Annotated in this window: 22 protein-coding genes and 1 tRNA gene; 16 read left to right on the top strand and 7 right to left on the bottom strand. The window is 71.3% G+C overall.

Translation table 11 applies throughout. The features are described 5' to 3' along the window. The first annotated feature begins 80 nt into the window (after nucleotides 1–80). The 3 genes from EV385_RS13710 (at nucleotide 81) to EV385_RS13700 (ending at nucleotide 5,575) form a co-directional block, all read left to right on the top strand. Nucleotides 81–1,610, top strand: a complete 1,530-nt coding sequence (locus EV385_RS13710) for an acyl-CoA carboxylase subunit beta (protein WP_130509825.1) — start codon at nucleotides 81–83, stop codon at nucleotides 1,608–1,610. Nucleotides 1,611–1,664: 54 nt separating this feature from the next. Further along, nucleotides 1,665–2,822: an acyl-CoA dehydrogenase family protein gene (locus tag EV385_RS13705; RefSeq protein ID WP_130509824.1), complete on the top strand. Its 1,158-nt coding sequence runs from the start codon at nucleotides 1,665–1,667 to the stop codon at nucleotides 2,820–2,822. Between the two features lie 95 nt (nucleotides 2,823–2,917). Continuing rightward, entirely contained in the window at nucleotides 2,918–5,575 is a 2,658-nt protein-coding gene (locus EV385_RS13700; protein WP_130509823.1) for an ATP-binding protein, read from the top strand. 288 nt (nucleotides 5,576–5,863) lie between these two features. Here the strand turns inward: EV385_RS13700 and EV385_RS13695 are convergent, their stop codons facing one another. Next, complete coding sequence (locus EV385_RS13695) at nucleotides 5,864–6,367, bottom strand: MarR family winged helix-turn-helix transcriptional regulator (RefSeq protein WP_242624865.1); 504 nt, start codon at nucleotides 6,365–6,367, stop codon at nucleotides 5,864–5,866. A 102-nt stretch (nucleotides 6,368–6,469) separates the two neighbouring features. Between EV385_RS13695 and EV385_RS13690 the strand changes: the two genes are divergently transcribed. Both EV385_RS13690 and EV385_RS13685 read left to right on the top strand, forming a co-directional pair. After that, nucleotides 6,470–7,048 carry a YceI family protein gene (locus EV385_RS13690; RefSeq protein ID WP_130509821.1) on the top strand — a complete coding sequence of 193 codons (579 nt, stop codon included), beginning with the start codon at nucleotides 6,470–6,472 and terminating at the stop codon, nucleotides 7,046–7,048. Nucleotides 7,049–7,267: 219 nt separating this feature from the next. Further along, a complete protein-coding gene (locus EV385_RS13685) occupies nucleotides 7,268–8,746 on the top strand; it encodes a glutamate-cysteine ligase family protein (protein WP_130509820.1) in 1,479 nt (492 codons plus the stop codon). Between the two features lie 33 nt (nucleotides 8,747–8,779). On the opposite strand, the gene EV385_RS13680 is transcribed toward EV385_RS13685, so the two are convergent. Beyond that, on the bottom strand, nucleotides 8,780–10,675 hold the full coding sequence (locus EV385_RS13680) for a Hansenula MRAKII killer toxin-resistant protein 1 (RefSeq protein WP_130509819.1): 1,896 nt from the start codon (nucleotides 10,673–10,675) through the stop codon (nucleotides 8,780–8,782). 152 nt (nucleotides 10,676–10,827) lie between these two features. On the opposite strand from EV385_RS13680, the gene EV385_RS13675 reads away from it, so the two are divergent. Further along, a complete protein-coding gene (locus EV385_RS13675; protein ID WP_165449472.1) occupies nucleotides 10,828–11,709 on the top strand; it encodes a PASTA domain-containing protein in 882 nt (293 codons plus the stop codon). Between the two features lie 32 nt (nucleotides 11,710–11,741). Here EV385_RS13675 and EV385_RS13670 read toward each other — a convergent pair whose 3' ends face one another. Further along, nucleotides 11,742–12,041: a hypothetical protein gene (locus EV385_RS13670; RefSeq protein ID WP_130509817.1), complete on the bottom strand. Its 300-nt coding sequence runs from the start codon at nucleotides 12,039–12,041 to the stop codon at nucleotides 11,742–11,744. 513 nt (nucleotides 12,042–12,554) lie between these two features. On the opposite strand from EV385_RS13670, the gene EV385_RS13665 reads away from it, so the two are divergent. From EV385_RS13665 to EV385_RS13655, 3 genes are all read left to right on the top strand, one after another. After that, nucleotides 12,555–13,436, top strand: coding sequence for a helix-turn-helix domain-containing protein (locus EV385_RS13665; RefSeq protein WP_130509816.1), 882 nt, complete (start codon nucleotides 12,555–12,557; stop codon nucleotides 13,434–13,436). Next, on the top strand, nucleotides 13,406–13,624 hold the full coding sequence (locus EV385_RS13660; protein ID WP_130513288.1) for a DUF397 domain-containing protein: 219 nt from the start codon (nucleotides 13,406–13,408) through the stop codon (nucleotides 13,622–13,624). Before EV385_RS13665 ends, EV385_RS13660 begins: the two co-directional genes overlap by 31 nt. Nucleotides 13,625–13,858: 234 nt before the next feature. Then, entirely contained in the window at nucleotides 13,859–14,389 is a 531-nt protein-coding gene (locus EV385_RS13655; RefSeq protein ID WP_130509815.1) for a hypothetical protein, read from the top strand. Between the two features lie 12 nt (nucleotides 14,390–14,401). Here the strand turns inward: EV385_RS13655 and EV385_RS13650 are convergent, their stop codons facing one another. From EV385_RS13650 to EV385_RS13635, 4 genes are all read right to left on the bottom strand, one after another. Then, complete coding sequence (locus EV385_RS13650; RefSeq protein WP_242624864.1) at nucleotides 14,402–14,989, bottom strand: hypothetical protein; 588 nt, start codon at nucleotides 14,987–14,989, stop codon at nucleotides 14,402–14,404. Between the two features lie 378 nt (nucleotides 14,990–15,367). Next, nucleotides 15,368–16,171: a WecB/TagA/CpsF family glycosyltransferase gene (locus EV385_RS13645; RefSeq protein ID WP_423203113.1), complete on the bottom strand. Its 804-nt coding sequence runs from the start codon at nucleotides 16,169–16,171 to the stop codon at nucleotides 15,368–15,370. Next, nucleotides 16,171–17,244 carry an NAD-dependent epimerase/dehydratase family protein gene (locus EV385_RS13640; protein ID WP_130509813.1) on the bottom strand — a complete coding sequence of 358 codons (1,074 nt, stop codon included), beginning with the start codon at nucleotides 17,242–17,244 and terminating at the stop codon, nucleotides 16,171–16,173. Before EV385_RS13640 ends, EV385_RS13645 begins: the two co-directional genes overlap by 1 nt. A gap of 157 nt (nucleotides 17,245–17,401) precedes the next feature. Next, nucleotides 17,402–17,487, bottom strand: a tRNA-Leu gene (locus EV385_RS13635). Nucleotides 17,488–17,664: 177 nt separating this feature from the next. Here EV385_RS13635 and EV385_RS13630 point away from each other — a divergent pair. From EV385_RS13630 to pknB, 7 genes are read left to right on the top strand one after another with little or no spacing between them, the layout of a single operon-like run. Further along, nucleotides 17,665–18,447, top strand: a complete 783-nt coding sequence (locus EV385_RS13630; protein WP_130509812.1) for an FhaA domain-containing protein — start codon at nucleotides 17,665–17,667, stop codon at nucleotides 18,445–18,447. A 5-nt stretch (nucleotides 18,448–18,452) separates the two neighbouring features. Continuing rightward, nucleotides 18,453–18,935: an FHA domain-containing protein FhaB/FipA gene (locus EV385_RS13625; protein ID WP_130509811.1), complete on the top strand. Its 483-nt coding sequence runs from the start codon at nucleotides 18,453–18,455 to the stop codon at nucleotides 18,933–18,935. After that, nucleotides 18,932–20,413: a PP2C family protein-serine/threonine phosphatase gene (locus EV385_RS13620; protein WP_130509810.1), complete on the top strand. Its 1,482-nt coding sequence runs from the start codon at nucleotides 18,932–18,934 to the stop codon at nucleotides 20,411–20,413. The genes EV385_RS13625 and EV385_RS13620 overlap by 4 nt, the downstream gene beginning before the upstream one ends. Nucleotides 20,414–20,447: 34 nt before the next feature. Next, nucleotides 20,448–21,956 (top strand): FtsW/RodA/SpoVE family cell cycle protein, encoded by a 1,509-nt coding sequence (locus EV385_RS13615; protein ID WP_130509809.1) that lies wholly within the window; start codon nucleotides 20,448–20,450, stop codon nucleotides 21,954–21,956. Next, entirely contained in the window at nucleotides 21,953–23,455 is a 1,503-nt protein-coding gene (locus EV385_RS13610) for a penicillin-binding transpeptidase domain-containing protein (RefSeq protein ID WP_130509808.1), read from the top strand. Before EV385_RS13615 ends, EV385_RS13610 begins: the two co-directional genes overlap by 4 nt. A gap of 1 nt (nucleotide 23,456) precedes the next feature. Beyond that, on the top strand, nucleotides 23,457–24,809 hold the full coding sequence (locus tag EV385_RS13605; protein WP_130509807.1) for a serine/threonine-protein kinase: 1,353 nt from the start codon (nucleotides 23,457–23,459) through the stop codon (nucleotides 24,807–24,809). Beyond that, on the top strand, nucleotides 24,806–26,608 hold the full coding sequence (pknB, locus tag EV385_RS13600; RefSeq protein WP_130509806.1) for a Stk1 family PASTA domain-containing Ser/Thr kinase: 1,803 nt from the start codon (nucleotides 24,806–24,808) through the stop codon (nucleotides 26,606–26,608). The genes EV385_RS13605 and pknB overlap by 4 nt, the downstream gene beginning before the upstream one ends. Nucleotides 26,609–26,617: the final 9 nt, after the last annotated feature.

Here is a 26,617-nt window from a genome sequence, read left to right as displayed (position 1 = left end):
GTCGACCTGGACCGCCTTGGACGTCACACGCAAAGTGCGCTAGCCTAACGATCGTTCAGGTTGGATCGGAAGGGGAAGACGTGGCCATCGACGGTGAGGCCCTGGCTCAGGTGCGCAAGCGGGTAGCGGCCGGAGGTGCCGAGCGCTACCACGCGGCGAACGCGGCCAAGGGCAAACTGTTCGCCCGCGAGCGCATCGCACTGCTGGTCGACGAGGGCTCCTTCGTCGAGGACGGCATGTACGCCAACGCGCTCGCGGACGGCCTGCCCGCCGACGGTGTGATCACCGGCAACGCCCGCATCGACGGGCGCGAGGTGTGCGTGATGGCCAACGACTCGACCGTCAAGGCCGGTTCCTGGGGCGCCCGCACCGTCGAGAAGATCATCCGGATCATCGAGCGGGCGTACGCGACCGGCGTACCCATGGTCTACCTGGTCGACTCGGCCGGGGCCCGGATCACCGACCAGGTCGACCTGTTCCCGGGCCGCCGTGGCGCGGGCAAGATCTTCCACAACCAGGTCAAGGCGTCCGGCTCGATCCCGCAGGTGTGCGCGCTGTTCGGCCCGTCGGCGGCCGGTGGGGCGTACATCCCGGCGTTCTGCGACGTCGTGGCGATGGTCGAGGGCAACGCCAGCATGTACCTCGGCTCGGACCGGATGGTCGAGATGGTCACGGGCGAGAAGACGACCCTCGAGGCGATGGGCGGCGCCCGGGTGCACTGCGCCGAGTCCGGCGTGGGCCACTTCCTGTGCAAGACCGAGCAGGACGCGCTCGACGTCGTACGGCGCTACCTGTCGTACCTGCCGGCGAACTGGGAGCAGCAGCCACCCGCCGCCGAGGCAGCGGAACCGGCCAATGTGGATCTCGCGGCGCTGGTGCCCGCCAGTGAGCGGCAGGCGTTCGACATGCGCCGCTATATCAAGGGCCTGGTCGACGAGGGTTCGTTCCTGGAGATCCAGGCGCTGTGGGCCAAGGAGCTGACGGTCGGCTTCGCCCGGATGAACGGCGAGGTCGTCGGCATCGTCGGCAACAACTCGATGTTCAAGGGCGGCGTGCTGTTCGTCGACTCGGCGGACAAGGCGACCCGGTTCGTGCAGCTCTGCGACGCGTTCAACGTGCCGCTGCTGTTCCTGACGGACGTGCCCGGGTTCATGGTGGGCACGGCGGTCGAGAAGCAGGGGATCATCCGGCACGGGGCGAAGATGATCAGCGCGATCTCGGAGGCGACCGTACCCAAGATCTGTGTCGTGGTCCGCAAGGCCTACGGCGCCGGGCTCTACGCGATGGCCGGGCCCGGCTTCGAGCCGGACGCCACGATCGCGCTACCCACCGCGAAGATCGCCGTGATGGGCGCCGAGGCCGCCGTCAACGCGGTGTTCGCCAACAAGATCGCGGCGATCGCCGACGAGGACGAGCGCGCCGCGTTCGTCGCCGAGCGCCGCGCCGAGTACGAGCGCGACATCGACATCATGCGCCTGGCCAGCGAGCTGGTGATCGACGCGATCGTCGAGCCCGCCGAGCTGCGCGCCGAACTGATCCGCCGGTACCACGCCGCCCGTGGCAAGGACCGCACGTTCTCCCGCCGCCGCCACGCCGTCACCCCGGTCTGAGCAGCGTCACCACTCTCACAGAGGTCAACCCTCGTCCAGAGAAAGGCACCCGTCATGGTCGACTTCCGGCTCAGCGAGGAGCAGGAGGCACTGCGCGCCAGCGTGCAGGAGTTCGCCCGCGAGCAGGTCGCTCCGGTGATCGCGGAGCACTACGAGCACAAGACGTTCCCGTACGAGCTGATCCGGCAGATGGCCAAGATGGGGCTGTTCGGGCTGCCCTTCCCGGAGGAGCACGGCGGCATGGGCGGCGACTACTTCGCCCTGTGCCTCGCCCTGGAGGAACTGGCCAGGGTGGACAGCAGCGTCGCGATCACCCTGGAGGCGGCGGTCTCGCTGGGCGCCATGCCGATCTTCCGATTCGGTACGCCGGAGCAGAAGGCGCGCTGGCTGCCGCAGCTGACCAGCGGCGAGAACCTGGCCGCGTTCGGGCTCACCGAGCCGGGTTCCGGTTCCGACGCCGCCGCGATCGCCACCCGCGCGGTGCTCGACGAGAAGACCAACGAGTGGGTCATCAACGGCTCCAAGGCGTTCATCACCAACTCCGGCACGGACATCACCGCCCTGGTCACCGTGATGGCGGCGACCGGCACCCGGCCGGACGGCAGCAAGGAGCTGTCCACCATCATCGTGCCGTCCGGCACCCCGGGCTTCACGGTCGCGCCGGGCTACTCGAAGGTCGGCTGGTGCGCGTCCGACACCCATGAACTGTCCTTCGACGACGTCCGGGTGCCGGCGGAGAACCTGCTCGGCCAGCGCGGCCGGGGCTTCGCGCAGTTCCTGCGGATCCTCGACGAGGGCCGGATCGCGATCGCTGCGCTGTCCGTGGGCCTGGCCCAGGGTTGCGTGGACGAGTCCGTCGCGTACGCCAAGCAGCGCCAGGCGTTCGGCCAGCCGATCGGCAACTACCAGGCGGTCCAGTTCCTGATCGCCGACATGGAACTGCGCGCGCACACCGCCCGGGTCGGCTACTACGACGCCGCGTCCCGGATGCTGGCGGGCGAGGACTTCAAGCGGTACGCCGCGGTCGCCAAGCTGCACGCCAGCAACGCCGCGATGGACAACGCCCGTTACGCCACCCAGGTCCACGGCGGGTACGGCTTCATGAACGAGTCCGCGGTGGGCCGCTTCTACCGCGACGCGAAGATCCTGGAGGTCGGCGAGGGCACCTCCGAGGTGCAGCGCATGATCATCTCGCGTGATCTCGGACTCTGACGGCGGGTAGGGGATCGGACCGTGCCTCGGTCCGATCCCCGACATGCGGCCCTCCCGGGTCAGCGCGCATCGACACCGGTGCCTAGGTTCAAGGGATGACCTCGGAGCACGGCACCGGCGAGCCGGATGCGCGATTCGCCGCCGTGCTGCGCAGTCGCCGGAAACGGGCCGGGCTCACCCAGGCGGAGCTGGCGGCCCGCGCGGGCATCGGCGTGCGTACCGTGCGGGATCTGGAACGTGGCCGGGTCGCGCGTCCACAGCGGACCACCGCCGTACTGCTGGCCGACGCGCTCGGACTGGCCGGGGCGGACCGGGCGGAGTTCCTGGGCGCCGCCCGGGGCTACACGCCACCGGCGCCGCCCGTGCCCGGCCTCACGGCGGGCGGCACACCGCAACCGCCGCCGGTGGTCCGGCTGCCACCGGCCGGCGAGCTGATCGGCCGCGACGCGGACGTCGCCGAGCTGGTCGCCGAGCTCTCCCACCCGGTGCCCGACGGCGCCGCCACCCGGACGGCCCGGCCGGTTGCGGAGGGCCCCGGCGGGATCACGCTGGTCGGCCTGGCCGGCGTGGGCAAGACCGTCCTCGCGCTGGTGGTGGCGCACGAGATCGCCGCCGCCCACCCCGCCGATGTCGCGGGCATCGTCGTCACGGACGGCTCCACGGCCGGGGAGATCCTCGGCGGGGTGGCCGCCGTGTTCGGGGTGGGCCGGCCCGAGGATCTGCCCGCACGGCTGGCGGACCGGTCCGCGGTGCTGCTCGTCGACGCGGTCGAGCGGTCCCCCGACGCGGTCGCCGACGCGCTGTCGCGGCTGCGCGACGGCGTACCCCACCTGCGTTTCCTCGCCACCGGGCGGCATCCCGTCGGCCTGCCCGACGAGCGGGTCCGGACGGTGGCGCCGCTGGTCGCCCCACCGGCCGAGGTGGGCGCGGCGCCCGGGGAGGCGGCCACCTACCCGGCGGTCGCGCTGTTCCTGGACCGGCTCGCCCGGGTCGGCCGGACCCCGCTGGATGCCGACGAGGTCGCGGCCGTGGTGACCCTGGTGCGGCGGCTCGGCGGCCTCCCGCTGGCGATCGAACTGGCCGCCGCCCGGGGCCGAGTGCTGACCGTCGCCGAGATCCTCGACCGGTACGGCGACCGCGTCCTGGACCTGTCCCGGGCCGCCGCCTCGCCACCCGAGACCGTGGTGTCGCTGCGGGACGCGGTGGACGCCAGCTACCGCCTGCTGGACCCCGCCGAGCGGAACGCCCTGCGCCGCCTCGCCATGTTCCGGCACCGCTGGTCGCTGCGGCTGGCGGAGCAGATGCTGGCGGACGGCCCGACCGCCGGCACGGACGTGGTGCACGTGCTGGACCGGCTCCTGGGACTGGGCCTGCTCAGCGTGCGCGGCACCCGCTCCTCCCGGTTCCGCCTGCTGGACGTGGTGCGCGACTTCGGCACCGAGCGGGCCGCGGTGAAGGGCGAGCTGAGCGGGTTCCGGCGCCGGCACGCCGCCGTGCTGGCCGACCTGGCGCAGCAGGTGGCGCCGGATCTCGTCGGCGGGGACCTCGCGGCGGCGGCGGCCCGGCTCGACGACGTGGCGGGGGACCTGGGTGCGGCGTTGACGTTCGCGGCGGGGGAGGACCCGCACACCGCGTTGCGCATCGCGGCGGCGCTGCCGTGCTGGTGGCGGTTCCGGTCCCGGGAGGTGACCGGCCGCCAGTGGCTGCGGCGGCTGCTCGACGACCCGCGCACCGCCGACGCCGACCCGGCGGTGCGGGCGTGGGCCCACGCGGGCCTGGCCCAGCTGGCGCCCGAGCACGGGGCGGGGCCGCAGGAGCGGGACGCGGCCCGGGCCGCCCTGGCGGGCTTCGAGCGGCTCGGCGACCCGGCCGGGCAGGTGACCGCTCACCTGCTGCTGGCCGTACCGAAACCGGATGCGGGAGGTCACGCGGAGGCCCGCGGGCACGCGGAGGCCGCGCTGGCGCTGGCCCGCCGGCATGCCCGGCTGCGCGACATGGCGGTCGCCCAGCACCATCTGAGCTGGCACGATATCCGGGTCGGTGACCTGGCGGCGGCACGCCGCCGGCTGGCCGAGGCCGAGCGGCTGACCCGCCGCTGCGGCGAGTACCGGCTGCGCGCGGTGGCGCTCGCCGCCCTGGCCGAGCTGGCCCGCCTGGACGGCCGGACCGAGGACGCGGAACGGCTCGGCCGCCGGGCGGTCGCCGAGCTGGCCACGGTCGGCCCGGCCGCGCCGAATCACCGGCGGCGGGTGCTGGCGACGATCGGTCTGGCCCTGGTACGGGCGGGCCGGTTCGCGGAGGCGGTCGCGGTGCGCGAGGAGTGGGATTCGGGGCCGGGCCCGGGCCCGTGCGGGGCGGGGGCGGAGCTGCCGGGCAGCGGGTTTCCGGGTGCGCAGGCGCCGAGCGCCGAGTTCTCCGCGGCGCTGCTGGACGGCGCGCTCGCGGCGGGTCGCGGCGAGCGCGCGCGGGCGGCCGACTGCTTCGCCCGGGCGGCCGACACCGTCGGGGCGGGCATGGATCCGAGGGACCTGGTCGCGGCCCTGGTCGGGCTGGTCGGGAGCACACCCGATCCGGCGGTACGGCGGGACGCGTTCGCGCGGTTGACGCAGCTGTGCCGGGCGACCGGGATGACGCTGCTGCCCTGGGAGCGAGAGGAGCTGCGCGCGGCGGGATCAGATCCCGGCTCGGGCGGGGCGTCGTCCGCGCGCGAGGCCCCGACGGCCGATGGTCCGGCGGATCCGGACGTCGCGTGAGTGCGGCCAGCCGGCGGGCGGGACCACGGCGAAGCGCCCTGGCGGGCACTGGTGTCGAGTTACCCCGGCTCGGGGGACGACCGGCGCTGATCTGCCCCCTGACGCGCCGGTCGCCACACCCGTAAACGGCAGGCGGCGAGAACGATGACTCCCCCGTCGGGTCAATATCCGTCTCGGTCGCGCCGCCTCCCCCCGGCTGATCACCCTAGCCTTGGGTGATCAGCGATTTGGCCGGGATGAAGTGGTTTCGACCACGGCGTCCGCCGGTTCTGCCGGTTGTTCTGCCGGTTACTGACGAGGTGCGGAGAACGCCTCGACGTCGGCCCCGGTGCTCCCGGCGGTCGCGCACGGATTCACCGCGTCCCGGACGATCCGCAAGGCTTCGAGCAACTGGTTGAGCTGCTCCGGTTCGAGCTGGCCGATGAACCACTGCTGGACCAGTTCGAGGTGCCCGGGGAGCACTTCGTCGAGCCGTTCCAGGCCGGGCTCGGTGATCACCGCGTACGAGCTGCGGCGGTCGTTGGGGCAGGCCTCCCGCCGGACCAGGCCGTCGCGGTCCATGCGGTCGACGACGCGAGTGACACCGCTGGTGGACAGCGAGGTCTGCCCGGCGAGATCCGTCATCCGCAGGCGCTGACCGGGTGAACGGGCGAGGCGCATGAGCACCTCGAACTCGACCGGGGAGAGGTGGTGCTGCTCGAACTGGGCGGCGAACCGGGTGGTCAGGCCCGTGTACGCCTCGGCGAAGAGGCCGACTGCCGTGAACCGGGGGTCATCGAGGTTGATACGCACGTCACCAGAATAACACCAGGCACTTGACAGAAGGAATATTGCGGAGCGTATAGTTGCTACGTCAACCAAAGTCATCAACCCGCTCCGAGAGGAAGACCCGTCATGACCGAGTCCGTCGCCACCACCCGCGAGTTCCAGGGCCTGCAGATCCCCGCCGCGGGCACGTACGAGCTCGACGCGGCGCACAAGCGCGTCGGCTTCGTGGTGCGCCATCTCATGGTCAGCAAGGTGCGCGGCGAGTTCACCGACGCGACCGCCACCGTCACCGTCGCCGAGGACCCGCTGCAGTCCTCCGTCGTGGCCACCATCCAGACCGCCAGCGTCCGCACCGGCCAGGACGACCGCGACAACCACCTGCGTACGGGGGACTTCTTCGAGGCCGAGAAGTACCCGGCGATGGAGTACCGCAGCACCGGCATCAAGTCGTTCGAGGGCAACGAGTTCGTTCTCGACGGTGAGCTGACCATCAAGGGGATCACCCGGCCGGTCGAGCTGGTCGTGGAGTTCGAGGGAGTCGGCCGCAGCCCGTACGGATTCGATGTCTTCGGTTTCAGCGCGACCACCGAGATCGACCGCGAGGAATGGGGTCTGACCTACAACATGGCGCTGGAAACCGGCGGCGTCATGATCGGCAAGAAGATCAAGATTGAGATCGAGGGCGAGGCCATTCGCCAGGCCTGACGTCTGCGCAAATACCGGCGGCGCCGCTCCAGTTGGGGGGAGCGGCGCCGTTGCGTATTCCGCGGCACCGCTAGCGGGTAGCCCCACGGGGATGGCAAGGTGAACCGAACGCGTGCGTTCGCTCACAGAGTGGTGATCGAAGTCCGCTTTTGTCCCTGTCGTGGAAGTCGGCAACCACCTACCGTGAGACACTCACGCCGCACCGTGCCGGGAGGGCAGATGGGCAAGGACCTCTCCGACGCAGCCTTCTCCAAGGAGGATCGTGCCCGGTATCGGCAGAAAGTCCGCCGGTGCCTTGATGTGCTCGCACTCATGCTCGACGCCGCCGCTTTCGAGGGCGAGAACCGAATGACCGGCCTCGAAATCGAACTCAACCTCATGGACGCCGACGCGGAACCGGCGATGTGCAACGCCGAAGTTCTCGCGAACCTCGGCGATCCCACGTTCCAGACCGAACTCGGCCAGTTCAACCTGGAACTCAATGCCCGCCCCCGGCTGATCTGCGGCGACGGATTCGCAGATTATGAACGGACCATCCTGGAAAGCCTCGGCCGTGCCGAGGACCGCGCCGAGAAGTCCGACAGCACCATCGTCCTCGTCGGCATCCTCCCCACCCTGGGACCCGAACACCTCGTCGAGGGCAATCTGTCCGCCAACGAGCGCTACCATGCCCTCAACGACCAGATCGCCGGAGCCCGGGGCGAACAGTTCGCGGTCGACATCCGCGGCGTCGAGCGCCTGCAGGCCGCGAACGACTCCATCGCCCCCGAGGCGGCCTGCACCAGCGTGCAGTTCCACATGCAGGTGCCGCCGGACCGGTTCGCCTCGTACTGGAACGCGTCGCAGGCGATAGCCGCGATCCAGGTCGCGGTGGGAGCGAATTCGCCCTATCTGTACGGCCGCCGCCTCTGGGCGGAGACCAGGATCGCCCTGTTCCAACAGGCCACCGACACCCGGCCGGAAGAACTCAAGGCCCAAGGGGTACGGCCACGGGTCTGGTTCGGCGAGCGGTGGATCACCTCGGTGTTCGACCTGTTCGAGGAGAACGTCCGCTACTTCCCGCCGCTGCTGCCCGTCCTCGACGACGAGGATCCGGTGGTGGTCCTGCACGACGGCGACGTACCCCAGCTCGGTGAGCTGCGCCTGCACAACGGCACGGTCTACCGCTGGAACCGGCCCGTCTACGACGTCATGAACGGCCGCCCGCACCTGCGCGTCGAGAACCGCGTGCTGCCGGCCGGGCCGACCGTGGCCGACATGATGGCCAACGCCGCGTTCTACTTCGGGCTGGCCCGCCAGCTCGCCGAGGAGGAACGCCCGATCTGGACCCAGCTGCCGTTCGCGGCCGCGGAGGACAACTTCCACGTCGCGGCTCGGCGCGGGATCGAGGCGACCGTGCACTGGCCGCGCGCCGGTGACGTCGCGGTCACCGACCTGGTGCTCGACGAGCTGCTGCCCAAGGCGGCCGCGGGGCTGGACAAGTTCGGCGTCGCCCCGGTGCACCGGGACCGGCTGCTGGCGATCATCGAGGGCCGCTGCCGTGCCCGGCGTAACGGCGCGACCTGGCAGACCGAGACCGTCCAGCTGGCCGAGCGGCAGCGCGGGCTGGACCGGGGCCCGGCGTTGCACGAGATGCTGCTGCGCTACATCGAGTTGCAGCACACCAATGATCCGGTGCACACCTGGCCCGTCGCATGACGAGTGTCCACTGTGGCCCCGTGTCGCCGTTGATCAGGCGTCGGATTCGTCCTGGCCGGAGCGGCGTCCGAGGCGGCGCAGCAGGCCCCGCTTCGGCTCGGCGGCCGGGCCGTCCGCGTTGATCTCGGCCACGGGTGGTTCCGCCGGGGGCGGCGCGACCGTGGCGCGCGACGACTCAGCGGCGTCCTTCCGGGTCCCCGAGGGCTTCGGGACGTCCGGCCGCGACGCCTCGGGCGACGCGGCGGCGCGGCCCACCGCCCTGCCACCCGGCGCCGGATTCGGCACCTGGGTGGGGCGTGGATCGGGCCGGGGTGCGGTCGGCGCGGGCGCCGTCGGCGGAGGGACGGTCGGCGGTGGCGCGGTCGGCAAGGAGGACAACGGGACCGGTGAGGTTCCCCGGCCGGACACCGCCGACGGCGCCGCCTGGCCCGGGCCTGCCTGGCTCCGGCCCGCCTGACTGGATCCGGCCTGACTCGGTCCGGCCTGACTCGGTCCGGCCTGACTCGGTCCGGCCTGACTCGGTCCGGCCTGACTCGGTCCGGCCTGACTCGATCCGGCCTGGCGGGGACCCGTCGGACCGGCGGCGGTCTGGCCGGGCACGGGCTTCCTCGAGGGCTTGCCCGGCGCGGCCCTGCCGGACCCCGCCTTGGCGGGAGTGGCCTTGGCCGGTGCCGCCTTGCCCATGGCGGCCGACCCCGGCGCGGCCTTCGTGGGTGGGGTCTGCGGGGGCGGGGTCTGCGGGGGCGGGGTCTGCGCGGGCGGGACCTTCGTGGGTGGGTTCGATGAGCTGTCGGCGGCGGAGGTTCCGTCCTCGCGGGCCGCCGCCGCTCTGCCCCGGGTGGACTTCGCCCGCGCGGCCCCACCCGGCTCGGCTCGCGCCCGGGCGGTGCTCTTGTCAGCGGTGCCGGTACCCCGGCCGGCATCGGAATTTCGGTCCGAGGCCTCGTCCGGCTCGGTGCTGCCGGCCGGGGTGGACTTCCCCGACGAGGACCGCCGCACCCACCTGCCCGACGGTGCCGCCTCGTCGGCCGGGCCCGCCTGGGCCGGTACGGTCGTCACACCGCGTCCGGCGAGCTCACGGGCCACGGCCCGCCGCTGCGCCAGCGCCACGGTCGCCGCGGACCCGGCGAGTCCGGCGATCACCGCGTACGGGGCGATCAGGTACGCCGACTCGATCGAGCCCAGCGAACCGGTCAGCTGTGGAGCCAGGGCGAGGAACGCCGTCGCCACCAGCAGGGGCCCGACCGCACCGGACGTGGCGGCCCCGACGCCCCGGTCCCCGCGGCGGACGGCGCCGACCGCGCCGATCACCCCGAGGAGGGCGGCGGCCAGCAGCGTGAGCAGCGCGCTGGGCAGGGCCACGATGCCGTACCGGGTGCCGGGGGCGGCGAACTGCCAGCTGTTCAGGTACGTGGCTGAGGGGCGGTGCAGGGTCAACTCCGCGATGACCGCGGCGGCGGCGAGAATCCACAGCCAGCTCGCGGTCGCGACCAGGTTGGCGGCGACCGGCCGCGACACCACGGCCCAGTACGCGACGATGAGGCCGAGCAGCACGCCCAGCAAGGCGTACCCGGCGGCGACGGTCTGCGGTGAGAACGTGTCCGGACGTACCGCGGCCCGGGCGGGCAACGCGATGAGCGCGACGGTGAGTAGCGCCCCGATCGCGGCGGCACCGGCCAGCGCCAGGCGCCACGGACCACCGGAACGTGTCGGCATCCGGCCCGCGAGGACCGCGCCGAACACGGTGGCGCTGGCCGCGATCCACGTCGCCCAGCCCAGACTGCCCAGCCAGAGGCTGTCGTCGGCGCCCGCGGCGGTCGGCCATTCGACCACGCCCAGGCCGTACCCGAGGCCCAGCTGGGCGGCGCCGGTCCCCGCGGCGATCCCGGCCGCGATCCCGGCCTGCACTGTTCTGCCCCTCTCGGCCATGCCGGGCACTGTAGCGGCAGGTGACGATGCCTGCGAATCCGTCGCGGTCCGCCGCAGCAAGGTCACGCAGCGGCTTTGTCCGCGGATGCCGCGCGGCGCGACCGGGACGGGTTACGTTGAGCCCCGGCAGGTGCGAGGGAGAGGATCCGCCGATGTCCGACGAGCAGGGGCGGCGCCACGAACCCGACGGCGAGGGGTCCGAACCGGACAAGACCGGCGCTTCCGACCCCGGCCCGGCCACCGGAAACCACCCGGACGACGGCCCCCGAACGGGCGACGCCGATGCCACCACGGTGCTGGGCTCGGCGGGTGATGATGCGACGGCGGTCATGCCCGGCTCGGCGGGTGATGATGCGACGGCGGTCATGCCCGCTTCGTCGGGTGACGATGCGACGGCGGTGCTGCCCGGTTCGACCGGTGGGGGAGCCGCGTGGGGCGGCCGGGCCGAGGTGCGCCCGCCCCGGCCCAGCGCCGCGATGGGCGACACCCGGGAGGAGTGGGCGGTCCCGGCCGCGCGGGAGCCTCGTGGCCGATGGTGGATCCCGGTCCTCGTGGGCCTCATCGTGGTGGCGTTGCTGATCCTGCTCGGGTGGGGGGTCTACCAGATCCTGCAGGCGTGGAACAAGGACCAGGAGGCGCCCGCGCCCGTGGTGACCACCTCAGCGGCGGCGCCTCCGTCGACCGCACCGTCCACGGCCCCTTCGTCACCCCCGTCGTCACCGCCGTCGACAGCCGCCACCAGCACGGCGCCGACGACGGAGCCGACCGGGCCGACCGAGGTGACGGTCCCGGCCCTCAAGGGACTTGCCGTGCAGGACGCGCGGCAGGCGCTGGAGCGTACGGGCCTGGCGTACCGGGTGCGGTTCGTGGCTAGCGACGCACCGGCCGGCACCGTCATCGACAGCGATCCGGCCGAGGGTCAGCAGGTGCCGCCGGACACCACGGTGACGCTCATCGTCGCGGCTCCGCGCCCGTCGTCCGCCGTACCGTCGTCGACTCCTACGGGCACCTCCGCCCAGCCCGACAAGGACTGACCACAGCGGACGGAGCTGTCGGCGGCGACCGTTCAGCGGTTGGTGCGCAGCGCCCGGGCCGGGACCGCGCCCGAGGTCAGGCCGGGCTGGCGGCCGTTGCGGGCGCGGGGGTCCGGTGCCTTGCCGACCTGGCGCAGGCCGTTGGCCTGGACGAAGATCGACCGGCGCTCGACTGCGTCACCGGCGGAGTTGAGCTCGTATCCGTCGAGCCAGACCCATCCCTCATAGGTCGGCCAGTCGTGAACCCTGATCACCCGGAACAGCATCGGCGCGGAGAATTGGACGCTCGCGGCCTTCGTCACGTGGATGACATCACCGGACCGAGGAAGCACGTCAGCTCCTGTTCTGATCTCGTCTCGGGGTGAACGCTTGGCTGCACAGTGGACGCAGATGCTCCAGTGTGCCCAGGTCATGCTCATTTGCAACCATCCGATGATGCCAATCATCATGGCGGTTACGGATACGTCGCCTCCGCCGGTCGGGCCGAAGTCGCAGGCGGTCCGGGAACGGCTCCCGGCGGGGTCCACCCGGGACCAACGCTCGACCAGCGCCCCGCGAAACGGCGTCACTTCTGCGTGCGGTGCGTCGGCCCGGTCGCGTCGTCAGGACCATCTCGCCAGAACATTGCGCTGCTCGCCAGAACTTTGGGTGACGCGCGACCTACAGAAAGATTGCACTACCGATCCGATCGATGCAAGTTGCATGTCAGCCGTCCGTGACTATTTGATCACGCAACACGCTTGAAGGATCAAGAGATCAACAGACAGACTGGCATCGACGCCGCCGTCGGGGGGATATCGTGCCGATCCCCCGTAGATGTGGCGCAGTTTTCCCGGAGGTCCAGTGTGATCCAGCGCCGCAGTCCTACGATCCGTCGCCGACGGCTCGGAGCTGAGCTCCGCAAATACCGCGAATCGGCCCGCGTGACCATCGACGTCGTGGCGGATCGGCTCGGATGCTCGCCGTCCAAAGTGTCCCGGATCGAAACGGGGCACACGAGCGCGACTCCTCGCGACGTAAAGGACATGTTGGACATTTATGGTGTCGAAGGGGCCGCTTCCGAGGAATTGGTGCAAATTGCCCGAGAGGCGCGGCAAAAGGGTTGGTGGCATCCGTACAGCACCGTCCTGGTGGGGGCTTATGTCGGGCTTGAGGCGGCGGCTTCTTCCGTGCGCGCGTACGAACAGCAGGTCATTCCGGGACTGCTGCAGAGCGAGGAGTACGCGGCGGCGATGATCCAAGCTGCTCGATCGGGTGACACGCAGATGGAAATCAACCGCAGAGTCCACGTCCGCATGGCGCGGCAATCGTTATTGATCCAGGACGATCCGATCGATCTCTGGGTGGTGCTGGATGAAGCCGTACTGAGTCGCCCGGTCGGCGGCGACGAGGTGATGCGGGATCAGCTCGTCCGCCTGGTCGAGGTGGCGAAGTTGCCGAACGTGACCCTGCAGGTGCTGCCGTTCGCCGCAGGGGCCCACGCCGGCATGGATGGGACCTTCGCGATCCTCGACTTTCCCGACGACCAGGATCCCGCCGTCGTGTACGCGGAGAACGCGACCGGCGGGCTGTTTCTGGAGAAAAGCGACGAACTGCAGAAGTACGGCTCCATCTTCGACACCATCCAGGCGACCGCCCTCACCCCCGAGGCGTCCACGGAGATGATCGAAATGCTGGCAGAGGAGCCATTGTGGAAATTGAGACCAAGGGTTTCCGGATCGATCTGAGCCGCGCACAGTGGTTCAAGAGCAGCCGTAGCGGACCGAATTGTGACAACTGCGTCGAGGTCGCCTTCGTCGACGAGGCGATCGCGGTGCGCGATTCCAAGAACCCGCAGGGCCCCGCCCTGATCTTCACGGCCGCGGAGTGGGACGCATTCGTCGGCGGAGCCAAGGACGGCGAATTCGACCACTGAGTCGTCAGCGCGGCTCCGGACGGCCGGCTTGCCCGGGACAGCGCTCCCGGGCAAGCCAGCCGTCGACGAATGCGGCGGGCCGCCCGTCCACATTTGCTCACCCACGCCGCCGTCGCCCCAGCGCACCCCGCCTCGTTGAACGCACCAAGCGCGGACCGGACCGCGCCGGAACCCACTCATTGCTGCGCAACGGCGGGGGCGGGCGCCACACGGCGAGCGAGGCAGGCGGAACTGATGACGATTTCCGAGAACCTGAACAACGGCGCCTCGTCGGCGCAGGACCGGTTCAGCGGTGGGGTGAACGCGTACCGGCAGAACCGGCGTGAGGCGCTGTCTGCGGAGAGTGCCGATGCCGAGCTGATCGGCCGGGGCGGTCCGCCCAGCCTGTCCTCCGGCCTGCCGACCCGGTCGCCCGGAATGTCGCAGAGCCTCGAACCGACCAGCGCGCTGGACCGCGCCGCCAAGCTGCCGTCGCTGGACCTGCACGGCCTGACCGAGCCGGTCTTCCCGCCGCCGTCCAACTGGCACGAGCCGGGCCGCACCCTCGAAGCGAGCCGGGCGCTCGAGCCGAGCCGGGCCCTCGAGTCGAGCCGGGCCGTCGCACCGAACCTGTCGATGGCGGATCACCCGTTGCTGCGCGGCCTGCTGCTCGAACTGCCGGCGCGCGGCACCATGCCCCCGTCGGACTGGCTGGACCGCTGGTTCGAGGCGGCGCGCTCGATCCTCGAACTCCTCTACGTGCAGGAAGCCAAACGCGGCGGCTGACCCCGCACCACCTCAGCCGATGCGGGTCGCGCGCCGCCGGATCGGCGCGAGGACCAGCACGCTGAGGCGGCTGTGCCGCAGGGCGTGGCGGATGCCGACCGCGACGACCGCCAGCCCGGCGAGCGTGATCGCGATCGCGGCGAGGTTGCCGCCCGGTGCGGTCGGCATCCCGAAGGCGGCGACGGGGAGACCGACCAGGGCGGCGATGCCCGTCGCCTGCAGCGGGGTGGCGATCAGCGGGTGCGCGGCCGCCGCGCGCAGCGCGGGCGGCAGCGGGGCGCGCGGCGCGGTGGTGAACGCGCCCGCGCCGCCGCGCAGGGCGGTCAGCCGGCGCAGCGTCGTGCCCAGCACGACCATCGCGGGTACGGCGGGCAGCAACGCCGCCGTGACGGCCGCGGACGGCCCCTCGACCACGCTGGTCACGACGGGTACGGCGACGAACAACGCCGCCCCGGCCAGCACCAGCAGGATCAGTGTCCCGGCGCGCCGACGGAGTTCGCGGGCGGAGCCGGCGGTCGGCAGGGCGTCGGCCAGCAACCCGGCGGCCAGCCAGATCACGGCGAGGGCACCCGCGAGGGTGAGGTCCACGGCGGTGTTCACCTAGCCAGACTTCACCCGCGGGGCGCCGCGCGAAACCGGGTTATGTCCGGACCCGTACCCGTAGGGGTCGGCGCCCGCCCCCGTTCAATACGGATCGTGCCCGTATCGTCGCTCCACGCACTCAGCCCAATGGGCGATGTGGACAGTGACCCCTGTTGCCCGGGTGAGCAGTGCCCTAGTGTCGGGTGCCAGCCGCCGGGGTGACCCGGATGGCGCGGACCCGACCTGGGGAGGTCGGCCGGGGTTCCCACGGCGATGCGGCGGGGCCCCGGCACCGGGCCCAGGGCACCCCAGCGGGCCACCCGGGTCGGGCCGGTCAGTCCGGCGAAGAGGGCACCCGAAACGGCGGTCGTACCGGCGAATGGACCCGAACGGCGGTCATACCGCGAAGGTGGGCACCCGCTCGGTCGCGGGCGCCGGCGGGCTGGCCCGCCACAGGCCCGACTTCTGCGCGGCCAGGCGCGCCAGGTACGCCGGATTGAGCAGGACGTACCGCTTCCACAGTCGTTTCGGCTCCAGGCCGAGCCGCCACAGCCACTCCAGCGCGTACCGCTGCATCCAGGCGGGCGGGTTCTTCAGCAGGCCGGCGTGGTAGTCGAACGCCGCGCCGACGGCCAGCAGCGGCATGTCCAGCAGCGGGCGCATCGCGTACGTGAAGACCTCCTGGCGGGGGCAGCCGAGGCCGACCAGCACGACCCGCGCCCCGGACGCCTTGATCCGCTCGGCGATCTCGGCGTCCTCGCCCGGCTGCACCGAGCGGAACTTCGACGCCTCGACCCCGGCGATCTTCAGGGCGGGGAACATGCCCTCCAGCGCGGGGACCAGGCGGTCCAGGGTCGGCTGGGTGGAGCCGTACAGGTAGACCGGCAGGCCCTCGGCGGCGGCGCGCTCCAGCACCTTGAGGGTGAGGGTGGGGCCGTAGACCCGGTCGGCGAGCCGGGCGCCGTGCACCAGGTTCAGCGCCCAGCGCACCGGCTGACCGTCCGGGGTGACCAGGTCGAAGGAGTTGAGCCGGGCGTTGTGGGCGCGGTCCTGCACTCCGGTCATCACGCCGTGCACCGCCAGGGCGGTGACCGCGAACGGGCGCCGTTCCCGGGCGGCCGTGATGATCTGTTCGGTGGCGGCCTCGTAGTCGACCGCGTCGACCAGGACGCCGAGGACGTTGCGCTTGCCCTGGGCGATCACTGCGCGGGCACCCACTTGTCGACGTTCGCCTCGTAGATCTCCCGCAGGATCATCGGCACGTCGTAGACCTGCTTCCAGTCCGGGTAGTCGGCCTGGAACGCGGCGTTGGAGCCGACCCACCAGATGTGGTCGCCGACGCGGTTCTCCGCGATGTACTCGGTGATCATCTCCTGGCCGGTGATCTCCTCGGCCAGCTTGAAGGCCTCCAGCATCGACGTGTGCGAGTGCCGCCCGCCGCCCAGGTTGTAGACCGCCGCCGAGCGCGGGTTGCGGAAGACCGCCTCGAACGCGGAGACCACGTCGTGGCTGTGGATCGCGTCGCGGACCTGCTTGCCCTTGTACCCGAACATCCGGTAGGTGCGGCGCTCCATGTTGCAGCGCATCACGTAGGCGAGGAAGCCGTGCAGCTCGGTGGCCGCGTGCGCCGGACCGGTCAGGGTGCCGCCCCGGAACAGGGCCGTCTTCATGTCGAAGTAGCGGCCGTACTCCTGGACCATCACGTCGGCCGCGACCTTCGAGGCGCCGAAGACCGAGTGCAGGCACTGGTCGATCGACATGTCCTCGGTGATGCCGTGGTAGTACGGGTGGTCCGGTTCCAGCTCCCAGCGGGTCTCCAGCTCGGTGTAGGGCAGGGAGTTGGGGCGGTCGCCGTACACCTTGTTGGTGGAACAGTGGATCACCGGGGCGTCGATGCAGTGCTCGCGCACGTTCTGCAACACGTTGAGGGTGCCGACCGCGTTGACGTCGAAGTCGGTGAACGGGTCACGCACGGCCCAGTCGTGCGACGGCTGCGCCGCCGTGTGGATCACCACGGCGATGTCGCGGCCGTAGTGCGCGAAGATCTTCGCCAGCGCGTCCCGGTCGCGCAGATCGATCCCCTGATGGGTGTACGCGGTGCCGAGCTCGGCGGCGAGGCGGCGCACGTTCCACGCGGTCGACGCCTCGGGTCCGAAGAACTCCTGGCGCATGTCGTTGTCGATGCCGACGACGTCGAGGCCGAGCCCGGCGAAGTGCCGGACCGCCTCGGAGCCGATCAGACCGCCGGATCCGGTTACCAGGGCGACTGCCACGTACGACACTCCGAGTCTGCGGGGACGGGGAAAATCAGAGGCGAGCATAACGCGACGGTGCTCACACCTGGGTTTTCACTCGTTTGAGCCGCGCGGTCGGCCGGCCCGTACTGATCAACAAAAGAAGGCCCCGCGATCATCGCGGAGCCCTTCTCGGTGGTGGGGATGGGGGGAGTTGAACCCCCACGTCCTTTCGGACACACGGACCTGAACCGTGCGCGTCTGCCATTCCGCCACATCCCCGTGGCCTTGTTGCCGATTACTAGGTGCGACAGACTACGCTGTCCCACGTCACACAGCGAGCAGATAACGCCCCGTGACGCCAGGAGAGATTAGCACGGCGTCGCGGGCTGTCATACGAGGGTCAGAAGTGCCGGCTGCAGTTGGCGCGAGATGCGCGAGCGGCGGCCGGATACCATCATGTCCTCGGAACCCGAGGAGGAGCCGGTGAGCGTGCTGCAGCGCTTCGAGAAGCGGTTGGAAGGCCTGGTGGAAGGGGCCTTCGCGAAGGTGTTCAAGGGTGTCGTGCACCCGGTGGAGATTCTGAATGCCATGCAGCGGGAGGCCGAGGCACACAAGGCCATCCTGGCGGGTGGCCGCACCCTGGTACCCAACCGGTACGTGATCGACCTCTCGCCCTACGACCACAGCCGGCTCGCGCCCTACGCGGCCGCGCTGGCCCAGGAGTTGGCCCAGTCCCAGGCCGAGTTCATCGGTGAGCAGGCGTGGACCGTGTACGGCGACGTCATCGTCGAGATCGAGCGCGGCGACGGGCTGGACACCGGCATGTTCCGGGTCACCGCGGAGGTGTACACCGGCGGCGAGGTCGCCCCGGTACAGCAGCCTTCGTACGACGCGGCGCCGGCCTACTCGCCGTACGACCAGCAGCAGGGCGGCTACCAGCAGCACGGGCACAACGGCCGCAACGTCGGCCTGGTGTCCGGCGACGGCCGGACGTACCCGTTGCAGATGGGCTCGACGGTGATCGGCCGGGGCGACCAGGCCAATCTGCGCCTGCCGGACGTCGGCATCTCGCGCCGGCACGCCCGGCTCGACTACGACGGCAGCCAGGTGGTGCTGACCGATCTCGGTTCGACGAACGGCACGATGGTCAACGGCCAGCGGGTCTCCGCCGTGGCGCTCAACCCCGGCGACATGATCCAGCTCGGCACCACCACGCTGACGTTCCGAGTGGACGGCTAGCCACCTTGCCCGAATTCGTCCTCACCGTCGCCCGGTTCGGTTTCCTCATCCTTCTGTGGATCTTCGTGTTCACGGTGGTCGGGGTCATCCGCCGGGACCTCTTTGCCGGGGTCCGCTCCAAGAGCATCGTCGCCAGCCCTCGGGGGGTGGGTGGCGCGGTGCTGCAGGGCCGTCCGGCCAAGGCGAAGCGCGGTAAAGCGGCACGGCAACTCGTCGTGACCGCCGGCCAGCTGGCCGGGACGCGAATCACTCTGGGTGAAGCCCAGATCACCATCGGTCGGGCCGAGGACTCGACCCTGGTCATCACGGATGACTACGCGTCGGCCCGGCACGCCCGGCTGGTGCCGCGGGACGGTCAGTGGTTCGTCGAGGATCTCGGCTCGACGAACGGGACCTATCTCGATCGCGGTAAGGTCTCCGGACCCACTCCCGTCCCCCTTGGCGTGCCGATTCGCATCGGGCGCACTTCTCTCGAGTTACGGCCATGACCCTGACCCTGCGCTACGCCGCCCAGAGCGACCGCGGTCTGATCCGAGACGGAAACCAGGACTCCGTCTACGCCGGACCGCGGCTGCTCGCCGTCGCCGACGGCATGGGCGGCATGGCCGCCGGTGACGTCGCCAGCAACATCGTCATCGCGGCCATGGCTCCCCTGGACGAGGACGTGCCCGGTGACGCGCTCGTCGACGCCCTGCGGCATGCCGTCGGCACCGCCAACCAGCAGCTGCGCGACACCGTGGACGCCAACCCGCACCTGGAGGGCATGGGCACCACGTTGACCGCCGTGCTCTTCTCGGGCAGCAAGTTCGGCATGGTGCACATCGGTGACTCCCGGGCGTACCTGCTGCGTGGTACCGAATTCGCCCAGATCACCAAGGACGACACGTACGTGCAGATGCTGGTCGACGAGGGGCGGATCAGCCCCGAGGAGGCCAGCAGCCACCCGCAGCGTTCCCTGCTCACCCGGGCGCTGGACGGTCGCGACATCGACCCGGAGTACTCGGTCCGCCAGGTGCTCAAGGGCGACCGCTATCTGATCTGCAGCGACGGGCTCTCCGGCGTGGTCAGCGCGGAGACCATCGCGGAGAGCATGCGTACCCTCGCCGACCCGCAGGAGTGTGTGGAGCGGCTGGTGCAGCTCGCCCTGCGCGGTGGCGGCCCCGACAACATCACCGTGGTGGTCGCGGACGCGACCGACGCGGACATCGTCGAGCAGGCCCCGATCGTCGGCGGTGCCGCCGCCCGGGACCGCGGCAACGCCACCCGGGCCGACAGCTCCAGCGCCGCCGCCCGCGCCGCCGCGCTGCAGGCGCCCCGGCCCGCACAGCCCGAGGCCACCGCGGACGACCGGGAGGATCCGGAGCCGCGGCGGCATCCGGTGCGTACCAGCATGCTCGTGCTGCTGCTCTTCGCCACCCTGGGCGGCGGGCTCTGGCTGGGCTGGCAGTACACCCAGGACCAGTACTACGTGGGCGCCACGCCCGCCGGTCAGATCGCCATCTTCCGGGGCGTACCCGGACAGATCGCGGGCCTCGACCTGTCCAGCGTCAACGAGACCAGCGCCGCCCGCCTCGACGACCTCACCACGGTCGCGCAGGACCGCGTCAAACAGGGCATCCACGCCGACAGCCGGCCCGACGCGCGGCGCCGTCTCGCCGAACTGACCAGCGACGTGCCGACCAACCTCAACCTCAAGCCGATCTGCCCACCCAGTGGCACGCCGTCCGAGACCACGGCACCCGCCACCACCGCACCGGCCGCGACGGAGCAGACGCCGTCGGTGGACCAGACCACGTCGCCCGCGGCGGGGAAGACCACCCCGCCGGCGGCCGGGAAGGCCTCGGCTCCCGGCTCGACCATCGCCGCCACCACGCCGGCCACCGTGCCCGTGACCACCCCGGACGCTCAGGCTTCCACCTCCGCCCCGACGATCGTCGATCCGGTCGGGTGCCGGACGGTCGACTGAGCGCCCGCACACACCGAAGTCTGGGGACCCCTTCTTGACCGCGCCCGCCGTACCGGCCTCCGCACCCGCGACCACGGGTGAGATGCCGCGTACCCCGGGAACGAAGACGCGGCGCAACGCCGAGCTGGGCCTGCTGGCCTTCGCGATGCTGCTGGTGGCCGTGTTCGCGGCCACCGTCGAGGCGAACCAGCTCGGCGGCGTCAGCTCGTCGTTCTGGGTGCCGGCGGCGCTGCTCGGGCTGCTCTTCCTCGGACTGCACCTGGTGGTGCGGTTCACCGCCCCGTACGCCGACCCGGTCCTGCTGCCGGCGGTGGCGCTGATCAACGGCATCGGCGTGGTCTTCCTGCGCCGCCTCGACCTGGCCAAGGCGATCGCCAACAAGCAGGCCATCCCGGGGGTGTTCGCCCTCACCGGCGGCCGCCAGCTCGCCTGGACCCTCGGCGCGCTGATGCTGGCCGCGATCCTGCTGCTGGTCATCCGCGACCACAGGGTCGTCTCGAAGTACGCCTACACGCTCGGCCTGGTCGGCATCGTGCTGGTCATGATCCCGGCGGTGCTGCCCAGCAGCATCTCCGAGGTCAACGGCGCCAAGCTGTGGATCAAGCTGGGGCCGTTCTCGATCCAGCCCGGCGAGTTCGCCAAGATCGCGCTGGTCTCCTTCTTCGCCTATTACCTCGTGCGCAAGCGTGAGGTGCTGTCGCTGGCCAGCCGCCGGTTCATGGGTATCGACTTCCCGCGCGGCCGGGACCTCGGCCCGGTCGTGACCGTCTGGCTGCTGTCGCTGCTCGTCCTCGTCTTCGAGAAGGACCTCGGCACCGCGCTGCTGTACTTCGGCCTGTTCGTCGTCACCCTGTACGTGGCGACCGAGCGGGCCAGCTGGCTGATCATCGGCCTGGTGATGTTCTTCGGCGGCGTGTACGTGGCGTACCTGCTGGGCGCGTCGCTCGGGGGACCGTTCAAGAACTTCTACGACCGTGCCTCCATCTGGCTCGACCCGTTCAGCAGCCAGTTCTACAACCGGCCGGTCGGCGGCAGCTACCAGCTCGTCCAGGGGCTGCTCGGCCTCGGCACCGGCGGGATGTTCGGCTCCGGACCGGGCGCGGGCTCGCCCGGCCAGGTGCCCGAGGTGCGTACCGACTTCATCTTCGCGGGCCTCGGTGAGGAGATCGGCCTGTTCGGCCTCTCCGCCCTGCTCGTGTGCTACCTGCTGATCGTCGAGCGGGGGCTGCGTGCGGCCATCGGGGTGCGGGACTCGTTCGGCAAGCTGGTCGCGGGCGGCCTCGCCTTCACCCTCGGCTTGCAGGTCTTCGTCATCGTGGGTGGTATCACCGGACTCATCCCGCTGACCGGACAGACGACGCCGTTCCTGTCCGCCGGCGGCTCGTCCCTGATGGCGAACTGGCTGCTGATCGCGATGCTGCTGCGGATCTCCGACGCCGCGCGGCGCCCCGAGACCGGCGGCCCGGTCGCCCCGGTGGGCGGCGTGCTCAAGCAGCCACCCGCCCAGCTCCACGGCGCCATGACGGAGGTGATCAAGCCGTGAACGCACCACTGCGCAAGGCCGGCGTGGTCATCCTCGTCCTGTTCGGGCTGCTCTTCGTCAACCTCAACTACGTGCAGGCGTACAAGGCGGACGCCTACCGCACCAGTGACTACAACGGCCGGGTCCAGGTCGCCGAGTACCAGCGTGCGCGCGGCGTGATCCAGGCCGACGGGCAGCCGCTGGCGCAGAGCAAGCCCACCGACGGCACCCTGAAGTACCTGCGGAGCTACCCGAGCAAGCAGGTCGAGGCGTGGGCGCCCGTGGTCGGGTACAAGCCGGTCAACGGCGCGGCCACCGGCATCGAGCGCAGCGAGAACGAGTTCCTCGCGGGCACCAGCGACACCCTGTTCGCGGACCGGATCAGCGACATGTTCACCGGGGACAAGACCGGCGGCGGAAACGTCGTGCTGAGCCTCAAGACGAAGGCGCAGGCCGTGGCGTACCGGGAGCTGGTCAACAACGAGCGGGGCGTGGGCAAGGGCGCCGCGATCGCGATCGACCCGCGTACGGGCGCGATCCAGGCGATGGTGACCATGCCCAGCTTCGACCCGAACCCGCTGGCCAGCCACGACAAGAAGGTCGCGGCCGCGGCGTACGAAAAGCTGATCAAGGACAAGGATCAGCCGCTGCTGAACCGGGGCCTCAACGAGACCCTGCCGCCCGGCTCCACGTTCAAGACGATCATCTCCGCGGCCGCGCTGCAGAACGGCTACGACGTGGACTCCGTGCTCCCGGCCGGGCAGGAGTACCGCAACGGTGGCGCGATCATCCGCAACGCCGAGGACGAGGTCTGCCCCGGCGCCAGGACCACCCTCAAGGACGCGCTGACCACGAGCTGCAACACCGCGTTCGCGCAGCTCGGCGTCAAGCTCGGCGCCGACACGGTGAAGCGGACGGCACAGGCGTTCGGCTTCGAGCAGGAGGACCTGACCGTCGGCAACCTGGAGGACGGCGGCCTGCCGGTCGCGGCCAGCCGCACCGGCGCCATCCAGAACCCGGACGGCAGCACGGACGTGGGCGCGCTCGCCCAGTCCTCCCTCGGCCAGCGCGACGTGCGGATGACCACGCTGCAGGGCGCGCTGATCGCCGCGACCGTGGCCAACGACGGCAAGCAGATGCGGCCGTACCTGGTGCAGCAGTTGGTCAGCCCCGGCCTGCGCCCGCTCTACACCGCGAACCCGAAGACGCTGCGCACCCCGATCAACTCGGACGTCGCGGGCAAGCTCAAGGACATGATGGTCAGCGTCGTCGAGAACGGCACCGGCAAGCGGGCCCGGATCGGCGGCATGGAGGTCGGCGGCAAGACCGGGACCGCGCAGAACGCCGAGGGGGCCAACCCGCACGGGTGGTTCATCGGCTTCGCGTTCAACTCCAAGGGTGAACCGGTCTCCGCGGCCTGCGTCATGCTGGAGAACGTGCCCGGTGGCCACGCCAGCGCCGAGGCCGCGCGGATCACCGGGCTGATCATGAAGGCCGCGGCGGGTCAGGGAGGGGACTGAGATGATCAGCCCTGGCGTGACCCTTGGTGGCCGCTACCGCCTCGACGAGCGCATCGCGGGCGGCGGCATGGGCGACGTGTGGCGCGGCACCGACGAGGTGCTCGGCCGTACGGTCGCCGTGAAGATCCTGCTGCCCGCCCTGCTGGAGGAGCCCGGCTTCGCGGAGCGCTTCCGGGGCGAGGCCCGCACCATGGCCACGATCAACCACCCCGGCGTGGTCGACGTCTACGACTACGGCAGCGACCAGCAGCTGGCGTTCCTGGTCATGGAGTACGTCGAGGGCGACGCGCTGTCCCGTACCCTCAGCCGGGTCGGCCGGCTCACCCCCGGCCGCACGATGGCGCTGGTGGCGCAGGCCGCCGACGCGTTGCAGGCCGCGCACGCGAACGGCATCGTGCACCGCGACGTGAAGCCCGGCAACCTGCTGGTCCGTCCCAACGGGACGCTGGTGCTCACCGACTTCGGCATCGCCCGCTCCGAGCTGGTCGGCCAGCTCACGGTCGCCGGTTCGGTGCTCGGCACCGCCTCCTACATCTCCCCGGAACAGGCCTCCGGCGGCGTGGCCACCCCGGCGTCCGATGTGTACGCCCTCGGCGTGGTCGCCTACCAGTGCCTCTCCGGGCACCGGCCGTTCGACGGGGCGACCCCGATCGAGATCGCCATGAAGCACGTCCGCGACATCCCGCGGCCGCTGCCCCCGGACATCCCGCCCGCGGTCCGCGCGATCGTCGACCGCGCGCTGGCCAAGGACCCGGCCACCCGCTGGCCCACCGCCTCGGCCATGGCCGCGGTGGCCCGGCAGGCCGCGTCGTCGCTGACCACGGCGGCACAGCAGCCCGTGCCCAACGGTTCCGTGCCGGTCAACCGGCCGCAGTCCGGCGGCCCGGCCATGAACCGGCCGCAGGGTGCCGCACCGGTGTCGAACCGCCCGCACTCCGGGGCGCCGTCGTCCGGCCCGCCCGGGCACCCCATGTCGGGCCAGGCCCGGCCGCCGTACCCGCCCGTGCCGCGACCCGTCTCGGGCAGTCAGGCCCGGGGCGCGGCGTCCGTGCCGCAGGTCAACCCGTACGCGCAACCGCTGGTGCCGCAGGCGCACCAGCAGCAGCCGGCCCCGCAGAGCTCGGGCGGCCGCCAGGTGCTCATCGTGCTCGCCGTGGTGCTGGCCCTGCTGGTGCTGCTGTGCGCCGGAGTCATCTCGTTCCTACTCAACCAGGGCAATACGAACTCGCTGGGTGTTGTGCGGACCACGGCGGCGGTGGCCGCTGAACCGCCGGCGGAGTCGTACCGTGCTATTCAACAGGTTGGCGGAGCGCGCAGCCTGGACCACGCGAGCGAAGGACGACAGACGCTATGACGGCGCAGGCCCGCCTGCTCGGTGGCAGGTACCAGGTCGGCGAGCTGCTCGGATACGGCGGCATGGCCGAGGTCCACCGCGGCCGCGACCTCCGGCTCGGCCGGGACGTGGCGATCAAGATGCTGCGTACGGACCTCGCCCGCGACGCCACGTTCCAGGAGCGTTTCCGCCGCGAGGCACAGAACGCCGCGGCCCTCAACCACCCCGCGATCGTCGCCGTCTACGACACCGGCGAGGAGGTCTCCTCCACCGGGGAGAAGCTGCCGTTCATCGTCATGGAGTACGTGAACGGCCGCACCCTCAAGGAGGTGCTCGCCGCCGAGCAGCGGATCCAGCCGCGCCGGGCCCTGGAGATGATCGCGGACATCTGCGCGGCGCTGGAGTTCAGCCACCGGCACGGCATCATCCACCGCGACATCAAGCCCGGCAACGTGATGCTGACCCAGAACGGCCAGGTCAAGGTCATGGACTTCGGCATCGCCCGGGCCCTGGCCAGCGGCGCCACCACCATGACCCAGACCAGCGCGGTCATCGGCACGGCCCAGTACCTCTCCCCCGAGCAGGCGCGCGGCGAGTCCGTCGACGCCCGCTCCGATGTGTACGCCGCCGGGTGCGTGCTGTTCGAGCTGGTGGTCGGCCATCCCCCGTTCGTCGGCGACAGCCCGGTCAGCGTGGCCTACCAGCACGTACGTGAGGATCCGCGCGCGCCCAGCCAGATCAACCGCGAGGTGCCGCCGGACGTCGACGCGATCGTGCTGAAGGCGTTGGCGAAGAATCCGCTCAACCGCTACCAGAGCGCGCAGGAGATGCGCGCGGACGCGCTGCGCGCGGTCGCGGGCCGCCCCGTCATGGCCACCCCGGTGATGTCCGAGGCCGAGACGATGGCGCTGGGCGGGCCGATGTACCAGCAGTCCGGCCAGACCACCATGACTCGCCCGATCCCGGGCGCGATGCCGCCGCAGTCGCCACAGCGGCGCAGCTCGTCGTTCGTCGTGGCGATCCTGTCCGCCCTCGCCGTGCTCGCCCTCGTGGCGGCCGGGGTCGGCTTCTGGCTCAACAACAAGGGCGACACCGGCCAGCAGCAGGAGCCGGTCACGGTCGCCATGCCCAAGCTCGTCGGGCTGACGCCCGACGACGCGCGGGACGCGCTCGCGCGCAGGGGGCTCACCGGCATCACCGAGGGCGACCCGGACACCGGCGAGGACTGCACGAAGGGCAAGATCAGCAAGCAGGACCCGCCGGCGAATCAGCTCGTCGAGAAGACCGTGCCGGGCTCGTACACGGTGTGCACCGGCCCGGCGGTCGTGCTGGTGCCCGACGACCTCAGGGGCGCGACCAAGGAGCAGGCGGTGACCGCCTTCGCCAAGGCGCGTCTGGTCCCGGACTTCGACAGCGTGAACAGCGACGCGCCGGTGAACACGGTGGTCTCCGTGGAGCGGGCCGGTGAGCATGTCGCCCCGGGCACCAAGATCAAGGTGCAGATCTCCAGGGGCAACGTGGTGGAGGTTCCGCCGCTCAAGGGCAAGAACGAGGACCAGGCGCGGGCCGCGCTCGACGCCGTCGGGCTGAGCGCCACGGTTGCGGACGGCCCCCCGTCGGACACGCCCGGCGTCGTCGTCGACCAGAACCCGAAGGCCGGCCGCAAGCTCGCCAAGGGCGGCACGGTCACGATCTTCATCAGCGTGCCGCAGACCTCGCCGACCCCGAGCGGTTCCGTCTCGCCGAGCCCGGACGACACCACCCCGCCGGGTGGCAACGGTGGCGGCGACGACCCGTTGGGCGGCCTGCTGCAGCCGTGATGCGCGGCG

The organism is Krasilnikovia cinnamomea, from assembly GCF_004217545.1.
Lineage (GTDB): Bacteria > Actinomycetota > Actinomycetes > Mycobacteriales > Micromonosporaceae > Actinoplanes > Actinoplanes cinnamomeus.
Note: the sequence above shows the minus strand (reverse complement) of the source record. Positions and strands in the feature narration are given on the sequence as shown.

Excerpts from the sequence above, each read along its gene's own strand:
- EV385_RS13705 (WP_130509824.1), top strand. The coding sequence starts at position 1,665 with ATGGTCGACTTCCGGCTCAGCGAGGAGCAGGAGGCACTGCGCGCCAGC.
- EV385_RS13700 (WP_130509823.1), top strand. The coding sequence starts at position 2,918 with ATGACCTCGGAGCACGGCACCGGCGAGCCGGATGCGCGATTCGCCGCC.
- EV385_RS13690 (WP_130509821.1), top strand. The coding sequence starts at position 6,470 with ATGACCGAGTCCGTCGCCACCACCCGCGAGTTCCAGGGCCTGCAGATC.
- EV385_RS13685 (WP_130509820.1), top strand. The coding sequence starts at position 7,268 with ATGGGCAAGGACCTCTCCGACGCAGCCTTCTCCAAGGAGGATCGTGCC.
- EV385_RS13680 (WP_130509819.1), bottom strand. The coding sequence starts at position 10,675 with ATGGCCGAGAGGGGCAGAACAGTGCAGGCCGGGATCGCGGCCGGGATC.
- EV385_RS13675 (WP_165449472.1), top strand. The coding sequence starts at position 10,828 with ATGTCCGACGAGCAGGGGCGGCGCCACGAACCCGACGGCGAGGGGTCC.
- EV385_RS13655 (WP_130509815.1), top strand. The coding sequence starts at position 13,859 with ATGACGATTTCCGAGAACCTGAACAACGGCGCCTCGTCGGCGCAGGAC.
- EV385_RS13630 (WP_130509812.1), top strand. The coding sequence starts at position 17,665 with ATGTCCTCGGAACCCGAGGAGGAGCCGGTGAGCGTGCTGCAGCGCTTC.
- EV385_RS13620 (WP_130509810.1), top strand. The coding sequence starts at position 18,932 with ATGACCCTGACCCTGCGCTACGCCGCCCAGAGCGACCGCGGTCTGATC.
- EV385_RS13605 (WP_130509807.1), top strand. The coding sequence starts at position 23,457 with ATGATCAGCCCTGGCGTGACCCTTGGTGGCCGCTACCGCCTCGACGAG.
- pknB (WP_130509806.1), top strand. The coding sequence starts at position 24,806 with ATGACGGCGCAGGCCCGCCTGCTCGGTGGCAGGTACCAGGTCGGCGAG.